This is a genomic window from Sedimenticola selenatireducens (genome assembly GCF_007625115.1).
Taxonomy (GTDB): domain Bacteria; phylum Pseudomonadota; class Gammaproteobacteria; order Chromatiales; family Chromatiaceae; genus Sedimenticola; species Sedimenticola selenatireducens_A.
The window spans coordinates 19,775-38,965 of sequence record NZ_VMNH01000013.1 but is presented as its reverse complement, the minus strand read 5'-3'; the positions used below and the strand labels follow the sequence as shown (position 1 = coordinate 38,965).

Genomic DNA, 19,191 nt, shown 5'->3' with positions numbered 1-19,191 from the left:
TGTTGTAATTCACTCCTTTTACGCGGCTTGATCGCGCGGTTCGTTTATTGAAGATAGCGTTACTGCTCGTATGGGGCAGACGGCAAAACAAGCACCACAGCCCGTACACTGATCGAGATCGAGCAACGGTGTCGCCACGCCGCCAACCTCTAATTTGAAACGAATGGCTCGCTCATCACAGACCTCACCACAAGATCTGCAGATCACTGCATTCATGGAAAGACAATTCGGTTGAATCGTCGCCTTAATATCCCAAGGGGGGGATGCCTGTTCAGAATCCAACTTCAATGCGGCGGGCTCGCAGGCTGTCAGGCAGTCGCCGCAAAAATCACAGCCACCCCGGGTGAAATCCATTTGGGGTAGCTTGCCACGCCCCTGAATAATCAATGTGTCTGGACAGATCGCGATGCAGTCCCCACAGCCCGTACACTGTTCAATAAATTCAATCTCAGCCAATGCCCACGGAGGACGGAATACCGTTTTCTCCCCGCTGAGGTCACCCCTCAACAACTGTGCTCGACTGACGTTATGATCCATAAGCGTATGTTTGAGACTATAATCACCTACTCAATTTAGGGCTTTATAGACCTGCCATCACGGACCATCGTTGACCTAAATCAAGTTTTCCAGTTGCACAGAGTTCTTGTTGACCTATATCAACAAACGCCAAACATGGGATTTTTTTTCTTGTCCATGACTATAAATTAGACCTTCGATACTCAGCCCAGGTGTGCGAAAATTGCGAGCTGATTCTTTGCCAGCAACCGCTATGACCAATCCGCCATCACCGAACGCCGATATATTGACTAATCCACTCATTCCACCCGTACCCACTAAGGAGCAGGAACGCATTCAGTGGGGGCGTCTCTATGGCATGGGTGATGTGGTCGCTATGGCCTCTGCAGCTAAAGCATTTTCTGGCATTACACTGGTCGTTGCAGATGATGCTCAGAGTGCGGCAAAAATTGAAGATGGCTTGCGTTTTTTCTTGAAAGATCAGGCCATTAGCATATTAGGCTTTCCAGATTGGGAGACCCTGCCCTACGATGTCTTCTCTCCTCTTCCTGAATTGGTTTCACAGCGACTCCTTACCCTCTATCAACTTGAACAGGCACAACCAGCTGTATTGATCGTCCCGGTTGGGACGCTGTTACAACGACTCCCCCCTAAACCCTACATTCATGCCAATACCCTGATGCTGAATGTGGGTGATACGCTTTCATTGGATGGTATGCGTCTGCAACTCGAGCAGGCCGGTTATCAATGTGTCTCTCAGGTGGTAGGGCATGGTGAGTTTACGATTCGTGGTTCGCTGCTAGATATCTTCCCAATGGGAAATAATATCCCTTTTCGGATTGATCTGTTCGATGAGGAAATTGAGAGTATCCGGACGTTTGACCCTGAGACACAACGAACTATTGATCGTGTTGAAGGGATCAAAATGTTACCCGCAAGAGAGTACCCTCTGGATGAAGCGGGCATTACTCACTTCCGTCAAGCCTTTCGCAACTCCTTTGAAGGAGACCCTCAACGCAGCCTGATCTACAGTGAAGTTTCCGCCGGCCGCGCCCCAGGAGGATTAGAGTACTACCTCCCTCTCTTTTTCGAGCAGACAGCAACGCTATTCGACTTCCTTCCTGACAATCTACTAATAATTCGAACAGACGAAACCCGTGATCGGGCTGATCAATTCCTGACCCAGGTTGGTGAGCGTTACGAGCAACGTCGTTATGACATAGAGCGTCCTATTCTCAGTCCAGATACCCTCTATCTGAGGGTCGATCAATTAATTTCACACTTAAACCAGGGTCAGTCTATCCGGATTCAACGGACCGAGATTATTGAACGTAAACGCGGTTACAGCAGTTTTTATAATTTCTCTACCCGACAACCGAGGCCACTCAGCTTTCAAGCAAGGGCTGAGCATCCTGCCGCCGCACTGCAACAGTTCATTGCAGAAGAACCCGGTAAAATCCTGTTCATCGCTGAAAGTGCCGGCCGCCGAGAGATGCTTAAAGAGACGCTGGCCAGCTATGACATTCGCCCCAGACTCATAGAGGGGTGGCAAGCATTTATTGATTCTGATGAAAAGTTGCTGTTGACTGTTGCGCCCCTTGAGGAGGGGTTATGGTTGGATCAACCGCGACTGGTTGTAATCCCTGAGAGTCAACTACTGGGCGAGCGAGTCAGACAGGAACGCCGCAGAAAGGCCAAGCAACGCGACGCAGACCAGATTGTCCGCAACCTGACAGAACTTCATGTCGGTGCACCGGTAGTTCATGAAAATCATGGGGTTGGGCGTTATCTGGGGCTACAAGTACTTGAAGTCGGCGGTATGACGACTGAGTTTCTGACACTGGAATATGCCAAAGGCGATAAACTTTATGTCCCTGTCTCATCACTGCATCTGATTAGCCGTTATGCGGGAGCCTCGGCCGAGACGGCACCTCTGCATCGGTTAGGTGGCGATCAATGGGAGCGGGTTAAACGCAAAGCCGCCGAGCGGGCACGTGATGTGGCGGCAGAACTGCTGGAAATTTATGCCCGTCGGGCCGCACATAAAGGATACGCCTTCCCGCCTGCAGAAGAGGAGTATGCCAGTTTTGCCGCTTCCTTTGATTTTGAAGAGACACCTGACCAGCAGCAAACCATAGAAGCAGTGATTAGTGACATGACCTCACCCCATCCGATGGATCGGGTTGTCTGTGGCGATGTAGGATTCGGAAAAACAGAAGTCGCCATGCGCGCAGCCTTCATGGCCGTGCACGGTGGTAAGCAGGTGGCCATCCTGGTACCTACGACCCTGCTGGCGCAGCAGCATTTCGAGAACTTTTCAGACCGCTTTGCTGACTGGCCAGTTAAGGTGGAGAGCCTCTCCCGCTTCCGTACTGCAAAACAACAGAAGTCGATTATCGACGGCTTGGCAGCGGGTAAAGTCGATATCGTAGTCGGCACTCATAAGCTGCTCCAGGAGAGTATTCGCTATAAAAATCTTGGCCTGGTCGTAATTGACGAAGAACATCGCTTTGGCGTCCGCCATAAGGAAAAACTGAAAGCATTGCGCAGTGAAGTAGATATGCTGACACTGACCGCTACCCCCATCCCAAGAACACTGAATATGGCCATGTCCGGGATGCGTGATCTCTCTATCATTGCCACGCCTCCAGCATCAAGACACCCAATTAAGACCTTTATCAGCCAGTGGAATGATGCACTGGTTGTGGAAGCCTGCCAGCGCGAGATCAAACGCGGTGGCCAGGTCTACTTCCTCCACAACGAAGTCAGCACTATCGAGAACACCGCCCAAAAGCTGGAGAAACTGCTACCGGGAGTAAAAGTCCAGGTGGCTCACGGTCAGATGCGCGAGCGTGAACTGGAATCGATCATGCGGGATTTCTATCACCAACGGTTCAACATCCTGGTCTGTACAACGATTGTTGAAAGCGGTATCGATGTACCCAGTGCCAACACCATTGTTATAAACCGGGCAGACAAGCTCGGTCTGGCGCAACTTCATCAGCTACGGGGTCGGGTTGGCCGCTCTCACCATAGGGCCTATGCCTACCTGATCACCCCGCCACCAAAAATGCTCTCTGCCGACGCAAAAAAACGCCTGGAGGCGATCGAGTCGCTTGAAGACCTTGGCGCAGGCTTTACCTTGGCAACACATGACCTGGAGATACGCGGTGCTGGCGAACTTCTGGGCGAAGGACAAAGCGGACAAATTCACGAAGTCGGTTTTACGCTCTACAGTGAACTGCTGGAACGCGCGGTCAAAGCCTTGAAATCAGGGCAACATCCCAATCTAGACCGGCCGCTCGATCATGGCGCGGAGATCGATCTGCAACTGCCTGCACTACTACCAGACGACTATCTCCCAGATGTCCATTCACGCCTGGTGTTGTACAAACGGATTGCCAGTGCCAACTCTAAAGATGAACTGCGTGAGATTCAGGTTGAGATGATTGACCGCTTTGGTCTTCTACCTGAGGCAACCAAAAATCTGTTTGGTATTACAGAACTGAAACTAAAGGTAAATCCACTCGGGATTCGCAAAATCGAAGCCGGGCCCGCGGGTGGCCGTATTCTGTTTGACGGTGAATCCAAAGTCGATCCTGGGCGCATCATTCGCCTGATTCAGACCCGACCAAAGGAGTTCAAACTTGATGGCGGCGAAAAAATCCGCTTCTTTAAAGATCTCAGTGACCAACAACGCCGCATTCCCCAAGTCACTGATATTCTGAATGAAGTTTGTGGCTAAGTCGTGATCAGCCCATCAGAATGAGATCCCGTAATCAGTCATTAATTAATTTACGCTATACATTTTTTAACACGACAGAGACAATCATCCGTCTTAATCGATAGAACAGCTCAATATCTGACTCGCAAAAATTATGATGAAACTGGCCCAACTCCTTCTTGCGCTACTACTCAGTGCCGCCCCATTATCGCAAGCAATCGCAGCAGAAAATGAAGCCACCTGGTATGACGTTGAACTGATACTGTTTAAACAGGGATCGCCGGGGGCCGGCAACACTGAGCACTGGCCTGCAGACCCAGGAAGCCCGGACTGGAGTAACAGCATTAATCTGGTCCCAGCAGGGGCAGAAAAAACAGACCAGCAACAACCCTTTACCCTGTTACCCAGAAAGGACTGGCGGTTAACACCCGTGTTTAATGCACTCCATAAAACACGCGGTGAGATTGAGCCTCTGTTTCATCAAGCTTGGCGTCAGCCGGTGGCATCCTCCGGTAGCGCCAAGACCATCAACCTCGGATCTGCACAAATAGGAGACACGACTGTTGTACCATTTGAAGGTGTAATCAAAATCAGTGTTAGTCGCTACCTGCATGTCGATCTGGATCTCCTCCTGAAACAGGCCACGCTCCCACCCACACCATCGAATAACGCTGAGGCGCTGCTAAGCCCATCCTATGGCAGCGTCCGCTTTACCGGCAATCGGCGCATGCGCAGCGGAGAAGTGCATTACATTGATCATCCCATGATGGGGGCACTGATTTTGATCAGCCGTATTGAGGTGCCTCAGGAGGAACCTGGGGCAACAGCAGCCGCAGAAAAAATTACAGAACCAACTGCGCCGACCGAGAAAACCGCACCCACGGCCACGACTAACTAGTCAGGCACGCCTGCTCAATGAACAGTTATTATCTACCCGGCGGCTTACTGCTGGCATTCATAATTGCCTGGTTTGCACCAGAGGCAGGGGCGATACTGCAAGAGATTGGTCTGATACCTTGGATGGTCGTCACCATCTTTTTGATTAATGGTTACCAGACTCAACTCAATGCGATGCCCCTATCTGGGAGGATTTGGACCACCGCCCTGATTGCCGTGGTCATTAACCTTATTTTAAGTCCGTTTCTTGGCCTCCTAACAGCCACACTCCTGGCACTGCCTACAGGTGCCGCCATCGGTATCATCGTCACAGCCACCGTACCCTCAACCCTTTCATCCGGCATTGTGATGACCCATCTAGCCGGGGGTGACAGCGCCAAGGCTCTTTTTCTAACCATTCTGCTGAACTTGCTCGGGGTCTTTACGATTCCGTTCATGCTCCCCGTGGTTCTTGAGAATGTGGGGAGTATCGAATTGTCTCCCTGGCCACTTTTAAAGCAACTCATGATTATTGTATTAATCCCATTTATCATCGGCATGTTGGGACGACGTACGCTGCAGATATCACCCAAGCACGTAATAATCCGTTATCTGCCTTCGACCTGTGTGATCGCCACAGTCTGGATGTCGGTCTCAGCTTCCAGCGAGACACTTAAGGAGATCAGTCTGACGCTGATTGGCATAATAATCTTTGGAGCAATCCTGTTGCATGCCGTTCTTTTACTGCTCTGCCTGGGATCACGCATATTTAATCCTTCAGATCGAGGTGAGTGGATCGCGTTAATGTTCACGGCATCCCAAAAAACTTTACCGGTTGCAGTAGGTGTGCTGGCAGCGCTCAATCAACCTATTGGCGTTGCACTTGTGGCCTGTATCCTGTTTCACTTCCTTCAGTTGTTTGTCGATTCTATCTTGGCCGCCAGACTGGCAAAAAGCGGCGATCTCTCAATATGATGGACAATAGCGGCCAGTTTTGCAGAACCAATAGAAGATAATGCGCTTTTCCTGGAACTCGCTACAGGGTACGCTGTCGGACTTTTACAGACACTAACGCCCGTTGGGCATCCAAGCCTTAAGGATCATCGATGAAGCCATTCAAGCTGTTCGCAATCACCCTGACCCTGTTCAGTTTCTCTCTCTCAAACCTCGTTGCAGCCGATAGCCTGCTGACAGAACAGAGTGTCATTGGGACCGTAGACGGCAAAGAGGTTCGCCTTTCAGACATCGAAGATCAAAAGATCAATGAGCTGCGCATACAACTGCACGATGCCCTTCAGGAAGCCTTTATCCGTCAAGCAGTCAAGCAACTCACAGAAACATCAGGCGATTACAAACTCGCGCCAAGTACCGTCATCACGGATGAACAGGTCGAAACTTTTTACCTTAAGAACAACCTGCAGAGTCGCGGGTCGATGGATCAATTAGGTCCAATGATCCGGGAATATATGGAAGGTATGGATAAGGCACGCAGCGAAATCGAACTCTATCAGCGAGCCAGCAGCAAAGGCGATATCGTATCAAACCTCAGCAAGCCTCAGGAGATGCTGCTTAAACTCCCCGTAGAAACCGCATTTTTACGCGGTAATGACAAAGCTCGGGTTATGGTCATGGAGTTTTCTGATTATCAATGTCCCTTCTGTAAGCGGGCACAAAGCACCGTTAAAGCACTTATTGAACAATACAACGATCGTGTTGCCTTTGGTTATCGCCACTTCCCACTGGCCTTTCACAAAGAAGCCGATGAAGCCTCCAACGCTGTTGAATGCGCGCGTGACCAAGGTGGCTTTGAAGCCATGCACGAGATCTTATTCAATCAGCCCGACCAACTGTTCCCTGACCAGTTAAAAGCGGTGGCCAAACAGATTGAGCTGAAAGATCTGGAAAAATTCAACAACTGTCTCGACAACAACACCTACAGCGCGCGTGTATCCCGTGATATGGCTGTGGGACAGTCCGTTGGTATCACAGGTACCCCTGGCTTTATTATTGGCTTCCACAATCCTGCTGACGGCACTCTGGAAGGTGAACTCATCTCTGGAGCTCAGCCTGCTACCGTGTTTATAGCCGCTATTGAAAAATACTTACTCAACACCAAGTAAGTTTTTCCTCCCCCAAAGCAAAAGCCCGGCTATTCGCCGGGCTTTTGCTTGTCATGAATACCTCAATTACGTTTTATTCCACAGTATCCACAGGCAGGTTTCGTCCTCAGAAAAAACCGAGTGGATTTACATCGTAACTGACCAGTAGATTCTTGGTCTGCTGATAGTGATCCAACATCATCTTATGAGTTTCACGTCCCACACCGGATTTTTTGTAACCTCCAAATGCAGCATGTGCCGGATAGTGATGATAACAATTGGTCCAGACACGTCCAGCCTCAATGCCACGACCCATACGGTAGGCAAGATTCATATCCCGGGTCCAGACTCCGGCACCCAGACCAAACTCGGTATCATTGGCAATAGCCAACGCCTCGGCTTCATCCTTGAAAGTTGTAACCGATACTACCGGACCAAATATCTCCTCCTGGAATACCCGCATCTTATTGTTACCTTTTAAGAGTGTTGGCTGAATATAATAGCCTGCACCAAGACCATCACCCATCTGTTCAATACCACCACCGATGAGCACCTCAGCACCCTCTTGTTTACCGATCTCCAGATAGGTCAGGATCTTGTCAAACTGCTCTTGAGAGGCCTGCGCGCCCACCATGGTCTCGGTGTCTAGGGGATTACCCCGTTTAATCTGTTTGGCCCGCTCTACAATCTTGGCAATAAAATCTTCGTAGATATCTTCCTGTATCAGCAAACGTGAGGGACAGGTACAGACCTCACCTTGGTTGAAGAAAGCCAGTACTGCCCCCTCAATACATTTACTGACATAGGCATCTTCCTGCTGTAACACATCGTTAAAGTAGATGTTTGGCGACTTGCCACCCAATTCCACTGTCGAAGGTATAATATTCTCAGCAGCACATTTCAGGATATGCGAACCGACCGGAGTGGAACCTGTGAAGGCAATCTTGGCAATACGAGTGCTGGTCGCCAAGGCTTGGCCAGCTTCTTTACCATAACCATTGACGATATTCAGTACACCCGCTGGCAACAGATCTTCAATCACCTCCATCAGCTTAAGAATAGAGGCCGGCGTCTGTTCCGCCGGTTTCAATACAACACAGTTACCCGCAGCCAATGCTGGAGCAATCTTCCAGGCCGCCATCAGTAAGGGAAAATTCCAGGGTATGATCTGTCCAACCACACCCAGCGGCTCATGGAAATGATAGGCCACGGTATGTTCATCAATCTCGCCGACTGAACCCTCCTGGGCACGGATACAACCTGCATAGTAGCGGAAATGATCTACGGCGAGCGGTACATCCGCAGCCAGCGTCTCACGCACGGCCTTCCCGTTATCCCAAGTCTCGGCAACCGCAAGCGCTTCCAGATTCTGCTCAATTCTGTCGGCAATTTTAAGTAGCAAGTTGGACCGTGCGGTCACAGAGGTCTTGCCCCATGAAACTTTTGCAGCATGTGCGGCATCCAGCGCCAGATCAATATCCTCAGCGGTGGATCGGGGTATTTCACAGATAACCTCACCAGTAACTGGACTGTGATTGGCAAAATAGGCGCCCTTGACCGGTGCAACCCACTCTCCCCCTATAAAATTCTCATAACGTGCGTTAAATGAAACAACCGAACCTTCTGTTCCTGGCATGGCATATATCATGGATATCTCCTCCTGCTTTTCTAGTTGAAAATCTGCAGGATTAACCTACCGCTATCACCTGTCGAAAACTTGTCTGGTATTCCATATCACTTGACTCAGGATCCATTCACAACGCATGCTATTCGTCATCAAGGGGCATTAAGACCTCTGACTTTTGATCAATTTCTTTTCTGATTAAAGTATTCAAAGTGAGGAGCTGACATGCGTTCAGCAGAATTGAGTAAGCTGCGACAACCTCAAAAGCTGGTTGAGAATCGCATCAGTTTTGCGGGTCCTGAATCCGAACTAAGCATCTATGACACCTACTATGCAGCCTCAAGGGTTGGGCTGGATGCTGATCAGCTACTCTATTGTGGCATGGTCAAGGGTCGCAAGATCATGCACGACAAGCATGACACTGCAGACCAGGTATTCCTACCCCATGAGTCCTTTGTCATGGCGCCTGGTGAGTATGTTGAGATTGACTTTCCCGATGCAACGATTGCCAACCCCACCACCTGCCTCACTGTTGAGATATCGAAGGAAAAAGTTGAAAAACTGTCCGAGCGCATGATGGATGTTTATCCTCTCGAATCCGGACCCGAGGGCTGGCACTATAGCAGCCAGATACTGCACACCCATCACACCTCAGAGACACAACATCTGTTAATGCGGCTGGTCTCTTTCTTTACTGAAAATCACCCTGACCGGGATGTCATGGTAGATTTTGGTGTCTCGGAATTGATTATCAGAATGCTGCGACATCAGGAACGCGAATTCCTGCTCAACTATTGTCGCAACACGCCCGATTCCAGCGGTCTAAGTAGCGCACTCAATCACATAGAGAAACATCTCTCTGAACCACTGGATATTGATCGACTGACAAAACTGGCCTGCATGAGTCGCAGCCGTCTGTACACCGAATTTAAAAACCAACTCGGCTGTTCCCCAAGCGAATTACAACAGCAACTGCGACTTAAACAAGCCGCTAAACGATTGGAGAAAGGTGAACAGATTACCGCCGTTTGTTATGATCTTGGCTTCTCAAATCCAAGCCATTTCAGTCGCCGTTTTCGGGATTTTTTTGGGCATTCTCCACGTGCTTACCAGAACAGGAGCACCCAAGCCAGGCAGTGATCATTCAGTCAAAAAAAAGACCCGACCATCGCTGATCGAGTCTCTCTGTTGGCGTCCCCTAGGGGGTTCGAACCCCTGTTACCGCCGTGAAAGGGCGGTGTCCTAGGCCTCTAGACGAAGGGGACTTGGACTGCTTCCGTATAACACCGACAGGCTGGTTTATCGGTCAGGCCTCCGGCCTTTCTCTGTTTTGGTGGAGCCAGGCGGGATCGAACCGCCGACCTCGACACTGCCAGTGTAGCGCTCTCCCAGCTGAGCTATGGCCCCGAAACAAGCCGCGCATGGTAAGGTATCCAGTCGAATTTGTCTAGCACTGCACCCCATTTTATTCACATTACTTGGGCAGTTAGCTTTGATTGCTGCTTATCTGCAATTAACAGAACCGTGGGAATTAATATTCGTATAGCCATGCGATGAGCCATTCTTACTGGCCGCGAAGACGTGCCATCAGTAGAGTATCGTTACGGACTTCCTCCTCCGTCAATTCAATATCGGGTTGAAGCCCTTTATCCTGGCAATGGATGCCGTCAGGTAACTCAATCTCAAAATTGGTAAAATGAAGCTGTGAACCATCGGATAAGCGCCTGACTGTTTGTGAAACGCATTTACCTCTTGTTTGCTTCCCGGCCAAGACAGCACGCCCTTGTGCCTGAAGAATACCAGCAAACACCTCACCTGCACTTGCCGTATTGCGACTGACAAGAAGGGTCAATGGCTTGGTGACCTTGATTGAGTAGGGTGAATAATAGCGTCTCCTTCTGCTCTCTCTATCCACCGTGGCCGCCAGCTCTTTGCCTCCTTGTAGAAACAGCGCTGCTACATCCATGGCCTCGAATAGATCCCCACCCTGACAATCGCGTAAATCCAGGATTAACGGCGTAAACCCATCCATTGTTGCCAGAGATCGCTCCAATAAAAAACGCGTTTCCCAAACTTTAAAGCCGCGCACCCGCAGAATAGTTTGCCCAGCGACTGTCACTTGTTCTACTGAGCTTTTACGAATGGGTTCAAGCGCTATTTGTAGATTTTCGGGTTCGTCACACCCGGACCGACATATTTTTAACCCCAGTACACGCCCCTCATTACCTGTCAGGAGTTGGGCTATTTCGGCAAGTGGCACTCCTTCCACCAGTTTATCGTTAACCGCGTATAATTCAATCCGATCCTCTATGCCTGCCCGGGTAAGTGGACTATTGGCATAAGGCATCACCCAGGGGCGGCCTTTATCCATATAGAGTTCTCCACCAATACCTGCCGTAGACGAATCACTCAATAAGTCAGGCTTTATAATTACATCAGCCCAAGGATCAATCGCCTTTAACCCCTTTTTTAGGTTTTGACTCGTCAAGGCATTGAGTTGTGATTCATCCGGCTTGTTGAGTGCCTGCTCTCTCAAGATAGTTCGGATCTCCTCTACCAGCGTTGATTCAGACGCCATTACAGCTGCCGGCCAGATAAAACAACCCATCAGAATCAGGCTAATACCTTTACATTTCACTTTGCCAGCATCAGTGTCAGATTGAGAAGATCATCATACTCCTGCTGCAGTTCCAGCCGTTGCGCTTCCAGTTGTTGACGACGAGAATCGGTTGGCATGCCTGAACGGGTGCCTTCCAGTGCATCTGCACCACCCACACCGTTACCTTCAAGCGCATCCAACGAGTTTTGCTGTGTTGATAGTTGTGATTTCAAATCCTTCAACCGTGTTTGTATAGCAGCCAGCCGCTTGTCCGACGCCCCTTTCTCCTTTTGCATTGATGCCAATTTGATTTCCAACGCTTTGACATCAGTAGTGAGTGTTGCTAACTGACGTCTTTCCTCATCAAGTATCATCTGCCGCTTCTGCTTTTGCGCATCAAGGCTTGTCGTCTCCTGATTGAGTTCTTCCTGCAATGCCCGCATTTTTGCCAGATTATCTTCCCGTTCTTGTGCGCGCCGTTCATACGCACCACTTGAAAGACCATGAATGCCACCAAACAACCCACCTTCCTTTGGGTTCTCATTCGCCACACAACCACTCAAAAGGGCAACCAATGCAATGAGCTGTATTGATTGAATCTTCATACTGACAACCTCTCATTGATCTCAGCTAGCTGAGTGCTGTCATTGCGCAATGTTTGTATCTGAGCCTTAAGATCACTATTTTCTTTCTCAAGTGCGATCAGATACGGGTCTTCGGTATTTCGTGTCTTACGCTCTTCAGCAAGGACTTCCGAGTTAATCTCAAACTCTTTTTGCAGTACTGACTCAAGCTCATTATTTTTGTCCAGTTTCTCTTTCAACTGCTGCTGTTTTGCCAGCATTTGCTGTCTATTTGCCTGACCAGATTTATATTGCGCACGTAATGTTTCTGCCTCATCATCAAGTGCTGCAATCTCTACACGCAGACGCTCATGATGCGCTCTGGCGGTTTGATTAAACTCGGCTGTCCGTGCTATTTCCGCATCAAGGAACTCCTCATTAGTTGCATAAGCTTGTTTGCGTTTGGCTATCTCATTGCCTACGACATAGCCCACACCGGCACCTATCACCGCACCGACCGCAGCATTTTTCTTGTCACCCGTAGCCATACCGAGAAGCCCACCCAAGAGCGCACCAAAAACAGCGCCTTCCGTTTTTGTTCGGCTGGAATCTGACTGTGGCTGAGGTGATCCAGCTGTACTAGCCGAATCATTTTTTGGTTGATTACTTACACAACCCGTGACCATTGCTCCGATCAATAGTGTCGGTATAATTTTTCTTGCTAAGGTTTTCATACTTCACCTCTTATTCCGTGAATGCTTTAAAAATATTATTAAACTGCGCTAACCAGCCCGGTTTATCCTCCGCACGGTTCTCACTGTAATGTTGTACGTGTTGCTCTGCTAATTCCAAAACCCGACTCTCTCTCGAGCTCAGTTTCTTTTCACGCATCACCTTGAATGCATGCTCCCTGAATTCCTGCTGATACTCCCCGATCAGAAGCACCTTATCCAAATACGCTTTGTACTGCTCATTCGCTGCGGAACTGTTTTCATCAAGGGTTTTCTGAACCGCATCCACTTGTGCCTGATAGCGGGTCGATTTACTCAGCAAACGACTGGCCGTTTCCATAGCTCTATCAAGGGTCACGCGTTTACTGATCAGTACACTTAAATTTGTGCCATTTCGCGAAGCGTCCTGCAGCAGACTGCGGGCGTTATCACGCTGCGCCTGAACAAGCTGGCCTCTCGCAGTGTCGACATAGCTTTGTATTGACGCAACTTGATCTTGTGCATCCGGATAACGATCAAGCAGCCTTTTAAGGACACTATCAACGGTATCCAACTGACTGGATGCCTGGCTAACAAGATTATCCAGCGTCCGACCCACTGGGGTTTCGCGACGTAATGTTTTTCTGTATTCGGCATACTCATTTTCAAGCCGGTTACGCGTAGATGAGCTAACTACCACATTCGAACCAAGGGCAAGACGCGCACCAATATTGAATGTCCGCCGCAATCCCATCTCCTTTGTTTCTGCATTCCAGGCATAAGTATCAAACTCTGTTCTATAACTCGAGCGCACATCACCAACAGGACTTGAAACGCTGGCACCCCGCACGGGAACCCCACCAGGCTTTCCCTGCCATATTTCGGGCCGGAACAGCCCTGCTGTCATTTCATGAACATTGCCATAGAGATCATGCAGTCCTAATTGATTGGCTTTTCGCAGGCCAATCGGGCGTGGTTTGTTTTTCGCATTACCCAGATGCCAGGCATACTCGTTGAGCTGACGTGGTGAAAAAGGTAAACGGTCACTAAAGGTTCCATCCTTCAAGGCAGCCATACCACCGCGAGCCGCATACTCCCACTCATCTTCAGCCGCCAATCGGATGAAACCTGGAACGCCATCAATCGTTGGCAATTCAGTCCGGCGCTCAGGATGCTCCGGATCAAACAGCCAGTGATTATAGGCACGCAGAAAATCTTCAACTGCCTGATAATCTATCCATGACAGCGGCATTGCCTGGGCCTGCTTTAAATTCCGCCCCGTTAATTCTGCATATTTCATATCTACCGGGTTGCCGCTGGCAGCTGCCAGGGCCTCGGCACCCATAACGGCAACAAACTGTCCTTTGGTCAGTTCATACTTGGCCAGCCAGATTACCCATCGCTGATTTCCAGGTTCTTCAAATGATCCTGCAACCATGGATTGCTGTACCCCTTCAAACGCACCACCCGTGGCATCACCCAGTTGCACAACCCGTTCCCGGTCACCCCAGAAACCTTTTCCTGGCACCCTGATAGGACGCAGTACCAGTTCAGCACCATTGGGCATCGGCAGCACCAGATCACCCTCCTCCGGACTCGGGTTATAGATACTCTTCGCTGGAATCGCTGGCCAGACATTCAGTGCCAATAACAGCAGACACAGAAACCAAAGCACCCTATTCTTCACGTATTGCCTCCGCAGGTTCAATCAGTGTCGCCTTCCAGGCGGCAATCAGGGAGCTCATTATTGCCAAGGTGAGAGTCGCCAGCATAGCCAACCAGGGATAGCCTGCTGGCAATCGGCAGATCGCCTGTCCATCAGATAACTCATTCCCAAACACGCGATTAATCACCTCTGATAACAGTGAATAACCGCCCCATGCAAGAGCGACACCCAACATGGCGATAAGCGCACCCTGAAATACAGGAAACAGAAACACATCCTTACGCGCCAAACCGATCAGACGCAAAACACCCAAGTCCTTGCGTTCACGCTCAACCGCAGCATAAAGACTGGCGATCAGTACGGCACTCGCGCCAACGACACCTAATACAGCAATCAGCCAAAAGAGCTGGGTCAAACCACGATCCAGCACCTGGATACGTTCAATAGCGTCCACAGCCGCAACAACCTCCAGACCTTGCCCCCGAAGCTGCGCCACCAGGGATGGGACGTCGTCGATATTTCGCGCGTAGAGTCGAAATCCTCGAAAACCGGCACGTTGCAGAACAAGATCATCCGTTTCGGCCTGATAAACAACCGCCCGATCACGGGCTGTACGCAGCATACCAATCAGCTCGATTGGAACCAGCGCTCGTTTAACTTGGGATGGTGCACCCACTACCTTCAAGGGGAAGGTCACCGGACTGGCACCATAAAAAGTGGCCATTAACGAAGTGCCGACAGAAACATCATCTCCTGGTAATAGAATCTGCATCAGTCGAGTCGACTCCAGTGCAGTTGCCGAGAGTTGTCCCCAGGGCAAGGCGGGCCAAGCCAATTTTTCAGCCCAATCCGTATTGATGGAAAGCCCCACAATGGCAAGCTCCTTTTCAGGTAGCTGTAATATCAGATCATTCACATAGGGAATTAACAGGGCTTCTCTACCGCGTAGTTTTCGTTTCAGTGCTTCAATGCTTGAATAATTTACACTGCCGGCCGGAATGGAGAGATTGTAGGGGTACCAACCATCAGGCAAGGAGAGACCAGTTAGTGAAGCAAAGGCCTCACTATCCATAGGGTCTGCCTTAAGCAGTCCTGTATTAACCACCAGGCCAGTACGGAGAACAGGATCAAGCATTGATTGGGATAACACCAGCACACCATCAAAACTCATATACGGCTGTGAAGATTGTCCCGCCCAGCCACGTGCTGCAACACCTCGCCCCTCTTTATAAGATTCAACATCCACAACAAATTCAAGCGGCGTGTATACCCTTGCCAAACTCCCTGCACGAGATGATAAAACCGCCTTTACACGAAGGTCTTGTTCAACTGTTTCGTAACGCCCCCCTCGACTGCGCGTGACGCGTGCCACAATGGACTCATTGACTTTTACACCCAGACGTCTTGCCGCTTCATTGCTCAAGACGCATTCACCTTCCTGCGGGATTGCCCCATCATTTTCCAGTAACAGAGGGTCATCATCTGCGGTGGGGACCAGATCAATCAACTCGGCATCCGTACCATTAGCAACAAGATGGATCATTGACGATGCAGGTAAAATAGTGGTTGTAAGAAAGGCCACACGTTCATCACTCTGAAGCTGTTCCATCCACTCCTTGTCAAAGGTACGGGTAATTGCAGGACGAATTTCCCGATACACTGGATCCTGTACCAAACGATCACGCAATGTCTCAATCGTTCCCTCTTTCAAACCCATTAAAATTAATAACGGAGCAAGTACTGCCGCCAAGGCTGATACCAGACACAGGGTCAAAACCCATTCATGTTTCAGGTGAGCCGCCGCAAGCCCAAATACTCTCAGTCGTTGACTTACCCCACTATCCATCACAACACCTCTTGGCTACAGATGGAGAGCGTTTCATTTTCCGAGACCTGGCTCACTTCAAATCCATAGGTCCTATCCGCTACTTCATGAACCAAATCCAGATCATGCGTAACCATAATGATTGATAGCCCTTCATCCCGAGCCAACGAGCGTAAATCTTGCACAATTAACCGGGCGCGTCGTTTATCCACGGCAGCGGTAGGTTCATCGGCCAATACCAACCGAGGCGAATGAGAGAGGGCCCGTAATATAGCCACCCGTTGACGTTGACCACCGGAGAGTGATTCTGGCAGGCGATTCAAGCAGTCCGCTACACCCATGCGTTCTGCCATCTCCTTTACGCGTTTACTACCACCCGGGAGTCGATTAATACGCATGGGTAAAAGCAGGTTGTCACGCACATTCAGATAAGGCAGTAAACCACCTGTCTGTAAAACATACCCGAGGTGCTGGCGTCTTATACTCGCAAGGGCATACTCGTCATTGCGGCTCCATAGATCAGCCACATCGTGCTGCTCACTGTCTGCAAATACCAGCCGATAACAATCAGCGGCGTCAGGTTTGGAGATCAGTGCCAGCAGATCAAGCAAGGTACTTTTACCACAACCACTCTCACCAACAACTGCAACAAACTCGCCAGGCGAAACCGACAGTTCAGGTACTACAAGTTGAAAACTGCTACCTGCATGTGACCGGGACTTGACCACTTGTTGCAACAATAAGAGTGGCACCGACCCGCTTTCCTTCGCAGCTAGCGATGTATTCACTCTTGCAACAGGGTCGGTAACGTTCACATCAATCACGGCAAATAATCAATATGCAGCGGATGAACCAGTTCACTGGCAGGATCGGACTCATTCAACCGATGCCAAGCATCCACCTCTTCATTGATAGCCACATACTGAGCCAGCTTGGCCTTTAATCCCCATTCCAGTTGAACCCGCTGCTCTGGGGTAAAGCTGGCATACATATCATTAGTCAGCGAAAGAATAGCGCTGTGATAGGGCAGACTCTGTATAAAGGAAGGCAATAGCCCGGTTTCTGCCAAGTTCTGTGCATGCCCCAAATCTTCCGGGCGTTTCATAGCCTGGCCTGAGAGGCTCTGCAGCGCCTCAAAAAACTGACCCTGACTCTTTTCAGACTTTTCAAATGCTTCCAGCACACGATCCAACGCCTGTACCAAACTGCTCAGCTGTTCACGCGTAACCAACACACGGACTTCCAGCGCGGTGTCCGTTGGATTTAGCAGATCCCGGTCCATTGCCCAAGCGACGATATCTTTTGGCGGCCGAGCACCTTTGCCCAGGTATTCGATCAAGGCGGCTTCCCAGACCTTGTTAATCGCCACCTGACCCTGAGTCGCTGTATCCAAGTCAGCGCCATACTCCGGCATCGGCGGTGGGGGTGGTAGGCTACGCAGTGCCAGAGACTGTTCAAAACGGGTCACCACACCACCTACTACGCTATCAACAGCCGCTTCAAAATCACCCTCTTTAAACGCATTCACCACGATCAGTGCCTGTTGCCCATCACTACCACGAACCTGGGCCAGTTGGCCAAACTGAACAATGGCCTGATTGTGATCTTCCGCCGCACGCTGATCCTGAAGATGAATCGAGATCAGATGAACACCCGCATCATCCAGTTCGCGGCGCAAGTCTGTTTCATCTTTTCCGGTGGTATTCTGAGGATGTCCCCGGGGATGGGCACTCGCATCACCGACCAGAACAATAAAGCGCAATGCACCAGGTCGCCACTCTGAGCGCAGGCCGACATCCACACCTGCAAACACCTCTTCTGCATAGTCAAGACTACCGGCCGGAGTCGCCTTGGCATCATTCGTAAGCACATCAATTAAGGCATTGGCATCAACCAGTTCCGGGGTGAAATTACGACTGGTGTACTCAACCGCTGGAGCAGCCGCAACTGAATCACGATAACCCACCAGGCCAAACTTCACCTTGTCTTTTAATCTGTCACCCGTCGCCTGAACCATGCGTTTTACCGCATCGCGGGTTTTATCTATGTAGGGCTGCATGCTGCGGGTGGTATCCATTACAAACACCACATCAATCGACAAATTGTCCAGTCCAGCGCCCTGATCAACCTCGCGACCGGTATTGGCCTGATCCATATAGCCGCTATCATTCAACGTGTCAGCACCACGTTGACCCGGTACCGCTGCCGCAATCTGGAGCAAGCGTACTTCATCGCCATAGATATCCAGCTGTTCCCAATCGAGAATGGGCAGGATATAAAACTGTCGGTTAATATCGATGTAGCGCTTCGGTTCCATGCTGATCACTGACTCAGGTGGTTCAGACTTTTCTACCGCGGCATACACTCCGGCCGCCTTGGACGCCATATCCTCCGCGTCAACAATACTGCGCAGTGATTCTGCATCCTTAAACATCAATACCGGCTTGCGCCCCTCTGCAATACCCCCAGGATGGGTATAGGCTACAACCAGTGCCTGACGCCATTCCAACGCGTCCCGCGCCTGCATCCAACCCGCAGCTTGCGTAGCATTGCTGCCCACCTGGTACCAGCCTTGTGGCTCAGATGGGTCGGAAAGATCGATTCCTTCACGGGCGAACACATACAGAGGACTAAAAGCCTGCACATTAGCCATTGCCACCGCATTTGCATTGGCCTGCTGCTCCAGATAGATATTACTGAAAGGTCTGGGGAGCACCTTCAGTGGCAGGCCTGTGCTGGTTTCAATACAGGGTGATTGTCCATCACACTTTACTGGCGAAGCATTGATGCCTCCCTCCAACGCATCGGCTGACATTGTTCCGCCACCTTCAAGTGCATCAGCACCCACACCATTGCCCCCTTCCAAGGCATCAGTCCCGGTATTGGCAATCGCTGCGTTGCTCCATATCAATCCGCTTAACAGCACGGTACTCAACCATTTAAGCCCATCATGCCTGTTCACAACGCCACCTCCGAATTTAAGACCAGG

14 protein-coding genes and 2 tRNA genes are annotated in these 19,191 nt (G+C 50.2%); 5 read left to right on the top strand and 11 right to left on the bottom strand.

All coding sequences use genetic code 11. The features are described 5' to 3' along the window. Positions 1-18 precede the first annotated feature (18 nt). The gene (gene napF / locus FHP88_RS11180) at positions 19-537 is read right to left on the bottom strand and encodes a ferredoxin-type protein NapF (protein WP_144359162.1); all 519 of its coding nucleotides are present in this window, start codon (positions 535-537) and stop codon (positions 19-21) included. 232 nt (positions 538-769) lie between these two features. Between napF and mfd the strand changes: the two genes are divergently transcribed. The 4 genes from mfd (at position 770) to FHP88_RS11160 (ending at position 7,236) form a co-directional block, all read left to right on the top strand. Next, a complete protein-coding gene (gene mfd, locus FHP88_RS11175; protein ID WP_144359161.1) occupies positions 770-4,261 on the top strand; it encodes a transcription-repair coupling factor in 3,492 nt (1,163 codons plus the stop codon). A gap of 133 nt (positions 4,262-4,394) precedes the next feature. Then, positions 4,395-5,138 carry a peptidoglycan binding protein CsiV gene (locus FHP88_RS11170; protein ID WP_144359160.1) on the top strand — a complete coding sequence of 248 codons (744 nt, stop codon included), beginning with the start codon at positions 4,395-4,397 and terminating at the stop codon, positions 5,136-5,138. A 17-nt stretch (positions 5,139-5,155) separates the two neighbouring features. After that, positions 5,156-6,091 (top strand): bile acid:sodium symporter, encoded by a 936-nt coding sequence (locus FHP88_RS11165; RefSeq protein ID WP_144359159.1) that lies wholly within the window; start codon positions 5,156-5,158, stop codon positions 6,089-6,091. 131 nt (positions 6,092-6,222) lie between these two features. Continuing rightward, positions 6,223-7,236 carry a DsbA family protein gene (locus tag FHP88_RS11160; RefSeq protein WP_144359158.1) on the top strand — a complete coding sequence of 338 codons (1,014 nt, stop codon included), beginning with the start codon at positions 6,223-6,225 and terminating at the stop codon, positions 7,234-7,236. Between the two features lie 106 nt (positions 7,237-7,342). Here FHP88_RS11160 and FHP88_RS11155 read toward each other — a convergent pair whose 3' ends face one another. Continuing rightward, on the bottom strand, positions 7,343-8,863 hold the full coding sequence (locus FHP88_RS11155) for an aldehyde dehydrogenase family protein (protein WP_144359157.1): 1,521 nt from the start codon (positions 8,861-8,863) through the stop codon (positions 7,343-7,345). 201 nt (positions 8,864-9,064) lie between these two features. Between FHP88_RS11155 and FHP88_RS11150 the strand changes: the two genes are divergently transcribed. Then, positions 9,065-9,979 carry an AraC family transcriptional regulator gene (locus tag FHP88_RS11150; RefSeq protein WP_144359156.1) on the top strand — a complete coding sequence of 305 codons (915 nt, stop codon included), beginning with the start codon at positions 9,065-9,067 and terminating at the stop codon, positions 9,977-9,979. A gap of 49 nt (positions 9,980-10,028) precedes the next feature. Here the strand turns inward: FHP88_RS11150 and FHP88_RS11145 are convergent. The 9 genes from FHP88_RS11145 to FHP88_RS11105 all read right to left on the bottom strand — a co-directional run bounded on the left by FHP88_RS11145 (position 10,029) and on the right by FHP88_RS11105 (position 19,164). Continuing rightward, a tRNA-Glu gene (locus tag FHP88_RS11145) sits at positions 10,029-10,104 on the bottom strand. A 66-nt stretch (positions 10,105-10,170) separates the two neighbouring features. Then, positions 10,171-10,246: transfer RNA gene (locus FHP88_RS11140), tRNA-Ala, on the bottom strand. Between the two features lie 157 nt (positions 10,247-10,403). Then, positions 10,404-11,417: a S41 family peptidase gene (locus tag FHP88_RS11135; RefSeq protein ID WP_186297695.1), complete on the bottom strand. Its 1,014-nt coding sequence runs from the start codon at positions 11,415-11,417 to the stop codon at positions 10,404-10,406. Between the two features lie 56 nt (positions 11,418-11,473). After that, positions 11,474-12,043 carry a hypothetical protein gene (locus FHP88_RS11130; RefSeq protein ID WP_144359154.1) on the bottom strand — a complete coding sequence of 190 codons (570 nt, stop codon included), beginning with the start codon at positions 12,041-12,043 and terminating at the stop codon, positions 11,474-11,476. Next, the gene (locus tag FHP88_RS11125) at positions 12,040-12,735 is read right to left on the bottom strand and encodes a YMGG-like glycine zipper-containing protein (RefSeq protein ID WP_144359153.1); all 696 of its coding nucleotides are present in this window, start codon (positions 12,733-12,735) and stop codon (positions 12,040-12,042) included. The genes FHP88_RS11130 and FHP88_RS11125 overlap by 4 nt, the downstream gene beginning before the upstream one ends. Before the next feature lie 10 nt (positions 12,736-12,745). Then, positions 12,746-14,398, bottom strand: a complete 1,653-nt coding sequence (locus FHP88_RS11120; protein ID WP_144359152.1) for an SUMF1/EgtB/PvdO family nonheme iron enzyme — start codon at positions 14,396-14,398, stop codon at positions 12,746-12,748. Continuing rightward, the gene (locus tag FHP88_RS11115) at positions 14,388-16,223 is read right to left on the bottom strand and encodes an ABC transporter permease (RefSeq protein ID WP_144359151.1); all 1,836 of its coding nucleotides are present in this window, start codon (positions 16,221-16,223) and stop codon (positions 14,388-14,390) included. The genes FHP88_RS11120 and FHP88_RS11115 overlap by 11 nt, the downstream gene beginning before the upstream one ends. Continuing rightward, positions 16,223-16,954, bottom strand: coding sequence for an ABC transporter ATP-binding protein (locus FHP88_RS11110; RefSeq protein WP_260843259.1), 732 nt, complete (start codon positions 16,952-16,954; stop codon positions 16,223-16,225). Before FHP88_RS11110 ends, FHP88_RS11115 begins: the two co-directional genes overlap by 1 nt. A 68-nt stretch (positions 16,955-17,022) precedes the next feature. Next, on the bottom strand, positions 17,023-19,164 hold the full coding sequence (locus tag FHP88_RS11105; RefSeq protein WP_144359150.1) for a vWA domain-containing protein: 2,142 nt from the start codon (positions 19,162-19,164) through the stop codon (positions 17,023-17,025). Positions 19,165-19,191 lie beyond the last annotated feature (27 nt).

What these genes read in the sequence shown, in the direction of transcription:
- napF (WP_144359162.1), bottom strand. Translation starts at nt 537, where the DNA reads ATGGATCATAACGTCAGTCGAGCACAGTTGTTGAGGGGTGACCTCAGC.
- FHP88_RS11160 (WP_144359158.1), top strand. Translation starts at nt 6,223, where the DNA reads ATGAAGCCATTCAAGCTGTTCGCAATCACCCTGACCCTGTTCAGTTTC.
- FHP88_RS11155 (WP_144359157.1), bottom strand. Translation starts at nt 8,863, where the DNA reads ATGATATATGCCATGCCAGGAACAGAAGGTTCGGTTGTTTCATTTAAC.
- FHP88_RS11130 (WP_144359154.1), bottom strand. Translation starts at nt 12,043, where the DNA reads ATGAAGATTCAATCAATACAGCTCATTGCATTGGTTGCCCTTTTGAGT.
- mfd (WP_144359161.1), top strand. Translation starts at nt 770, where the DNA reads ATGACCAATCCGCCATCACCGAACGCCGATATATTGACTAATCCACTC.
- FHP88_RS11150 (WP_144359156.1), top strand. Translation starts at nt 9,065, where the DNA reads ATGCGTTCAGCAGAATTGAGTAAGCTGCGACAACCTCAAAAGCTGGTT.
- FHP88_RS11125 (WP_144359153.1), bottom strand. Translation starts at nt 12,735, where the DNA reads ATGAAAACCTTAGCAAGAAAAATTATACCGACACTATTGATCGGAGCA.
- FHP88_RS11165 (WP_144359159.1), top strand. Translation starts at nt 5,156, where the DNA reads ATGAACAGTTATTATCTACCCGGCGGCTTACTGCTGGCATTCATAATT.
- FHP88_RS11170 (WP_144359160.1), top strand. Translation starts at nt 4,395, where the DNA reads ATGATGAAACTGGCCCAACTCCTTCTTGCGCTACTACTCAGTGCCGCC.
- FHP88_RS11115 (WP_144359151.1), bottom strand. Translation starts at nt 16,223, where the DNA reads ATGGATAGTGGGGTAAGTCAACGACTGAGAGTATTTGGGCTTGCGGCG.
- FHP88_RS11135 (WP_186297695.1), bottom strand. Translation starts at nt 11,417, where the DNA reads ATGGCGTCTGAATCAACGCTGGTAGAGGAGATCCGAACTATCTTGAGA.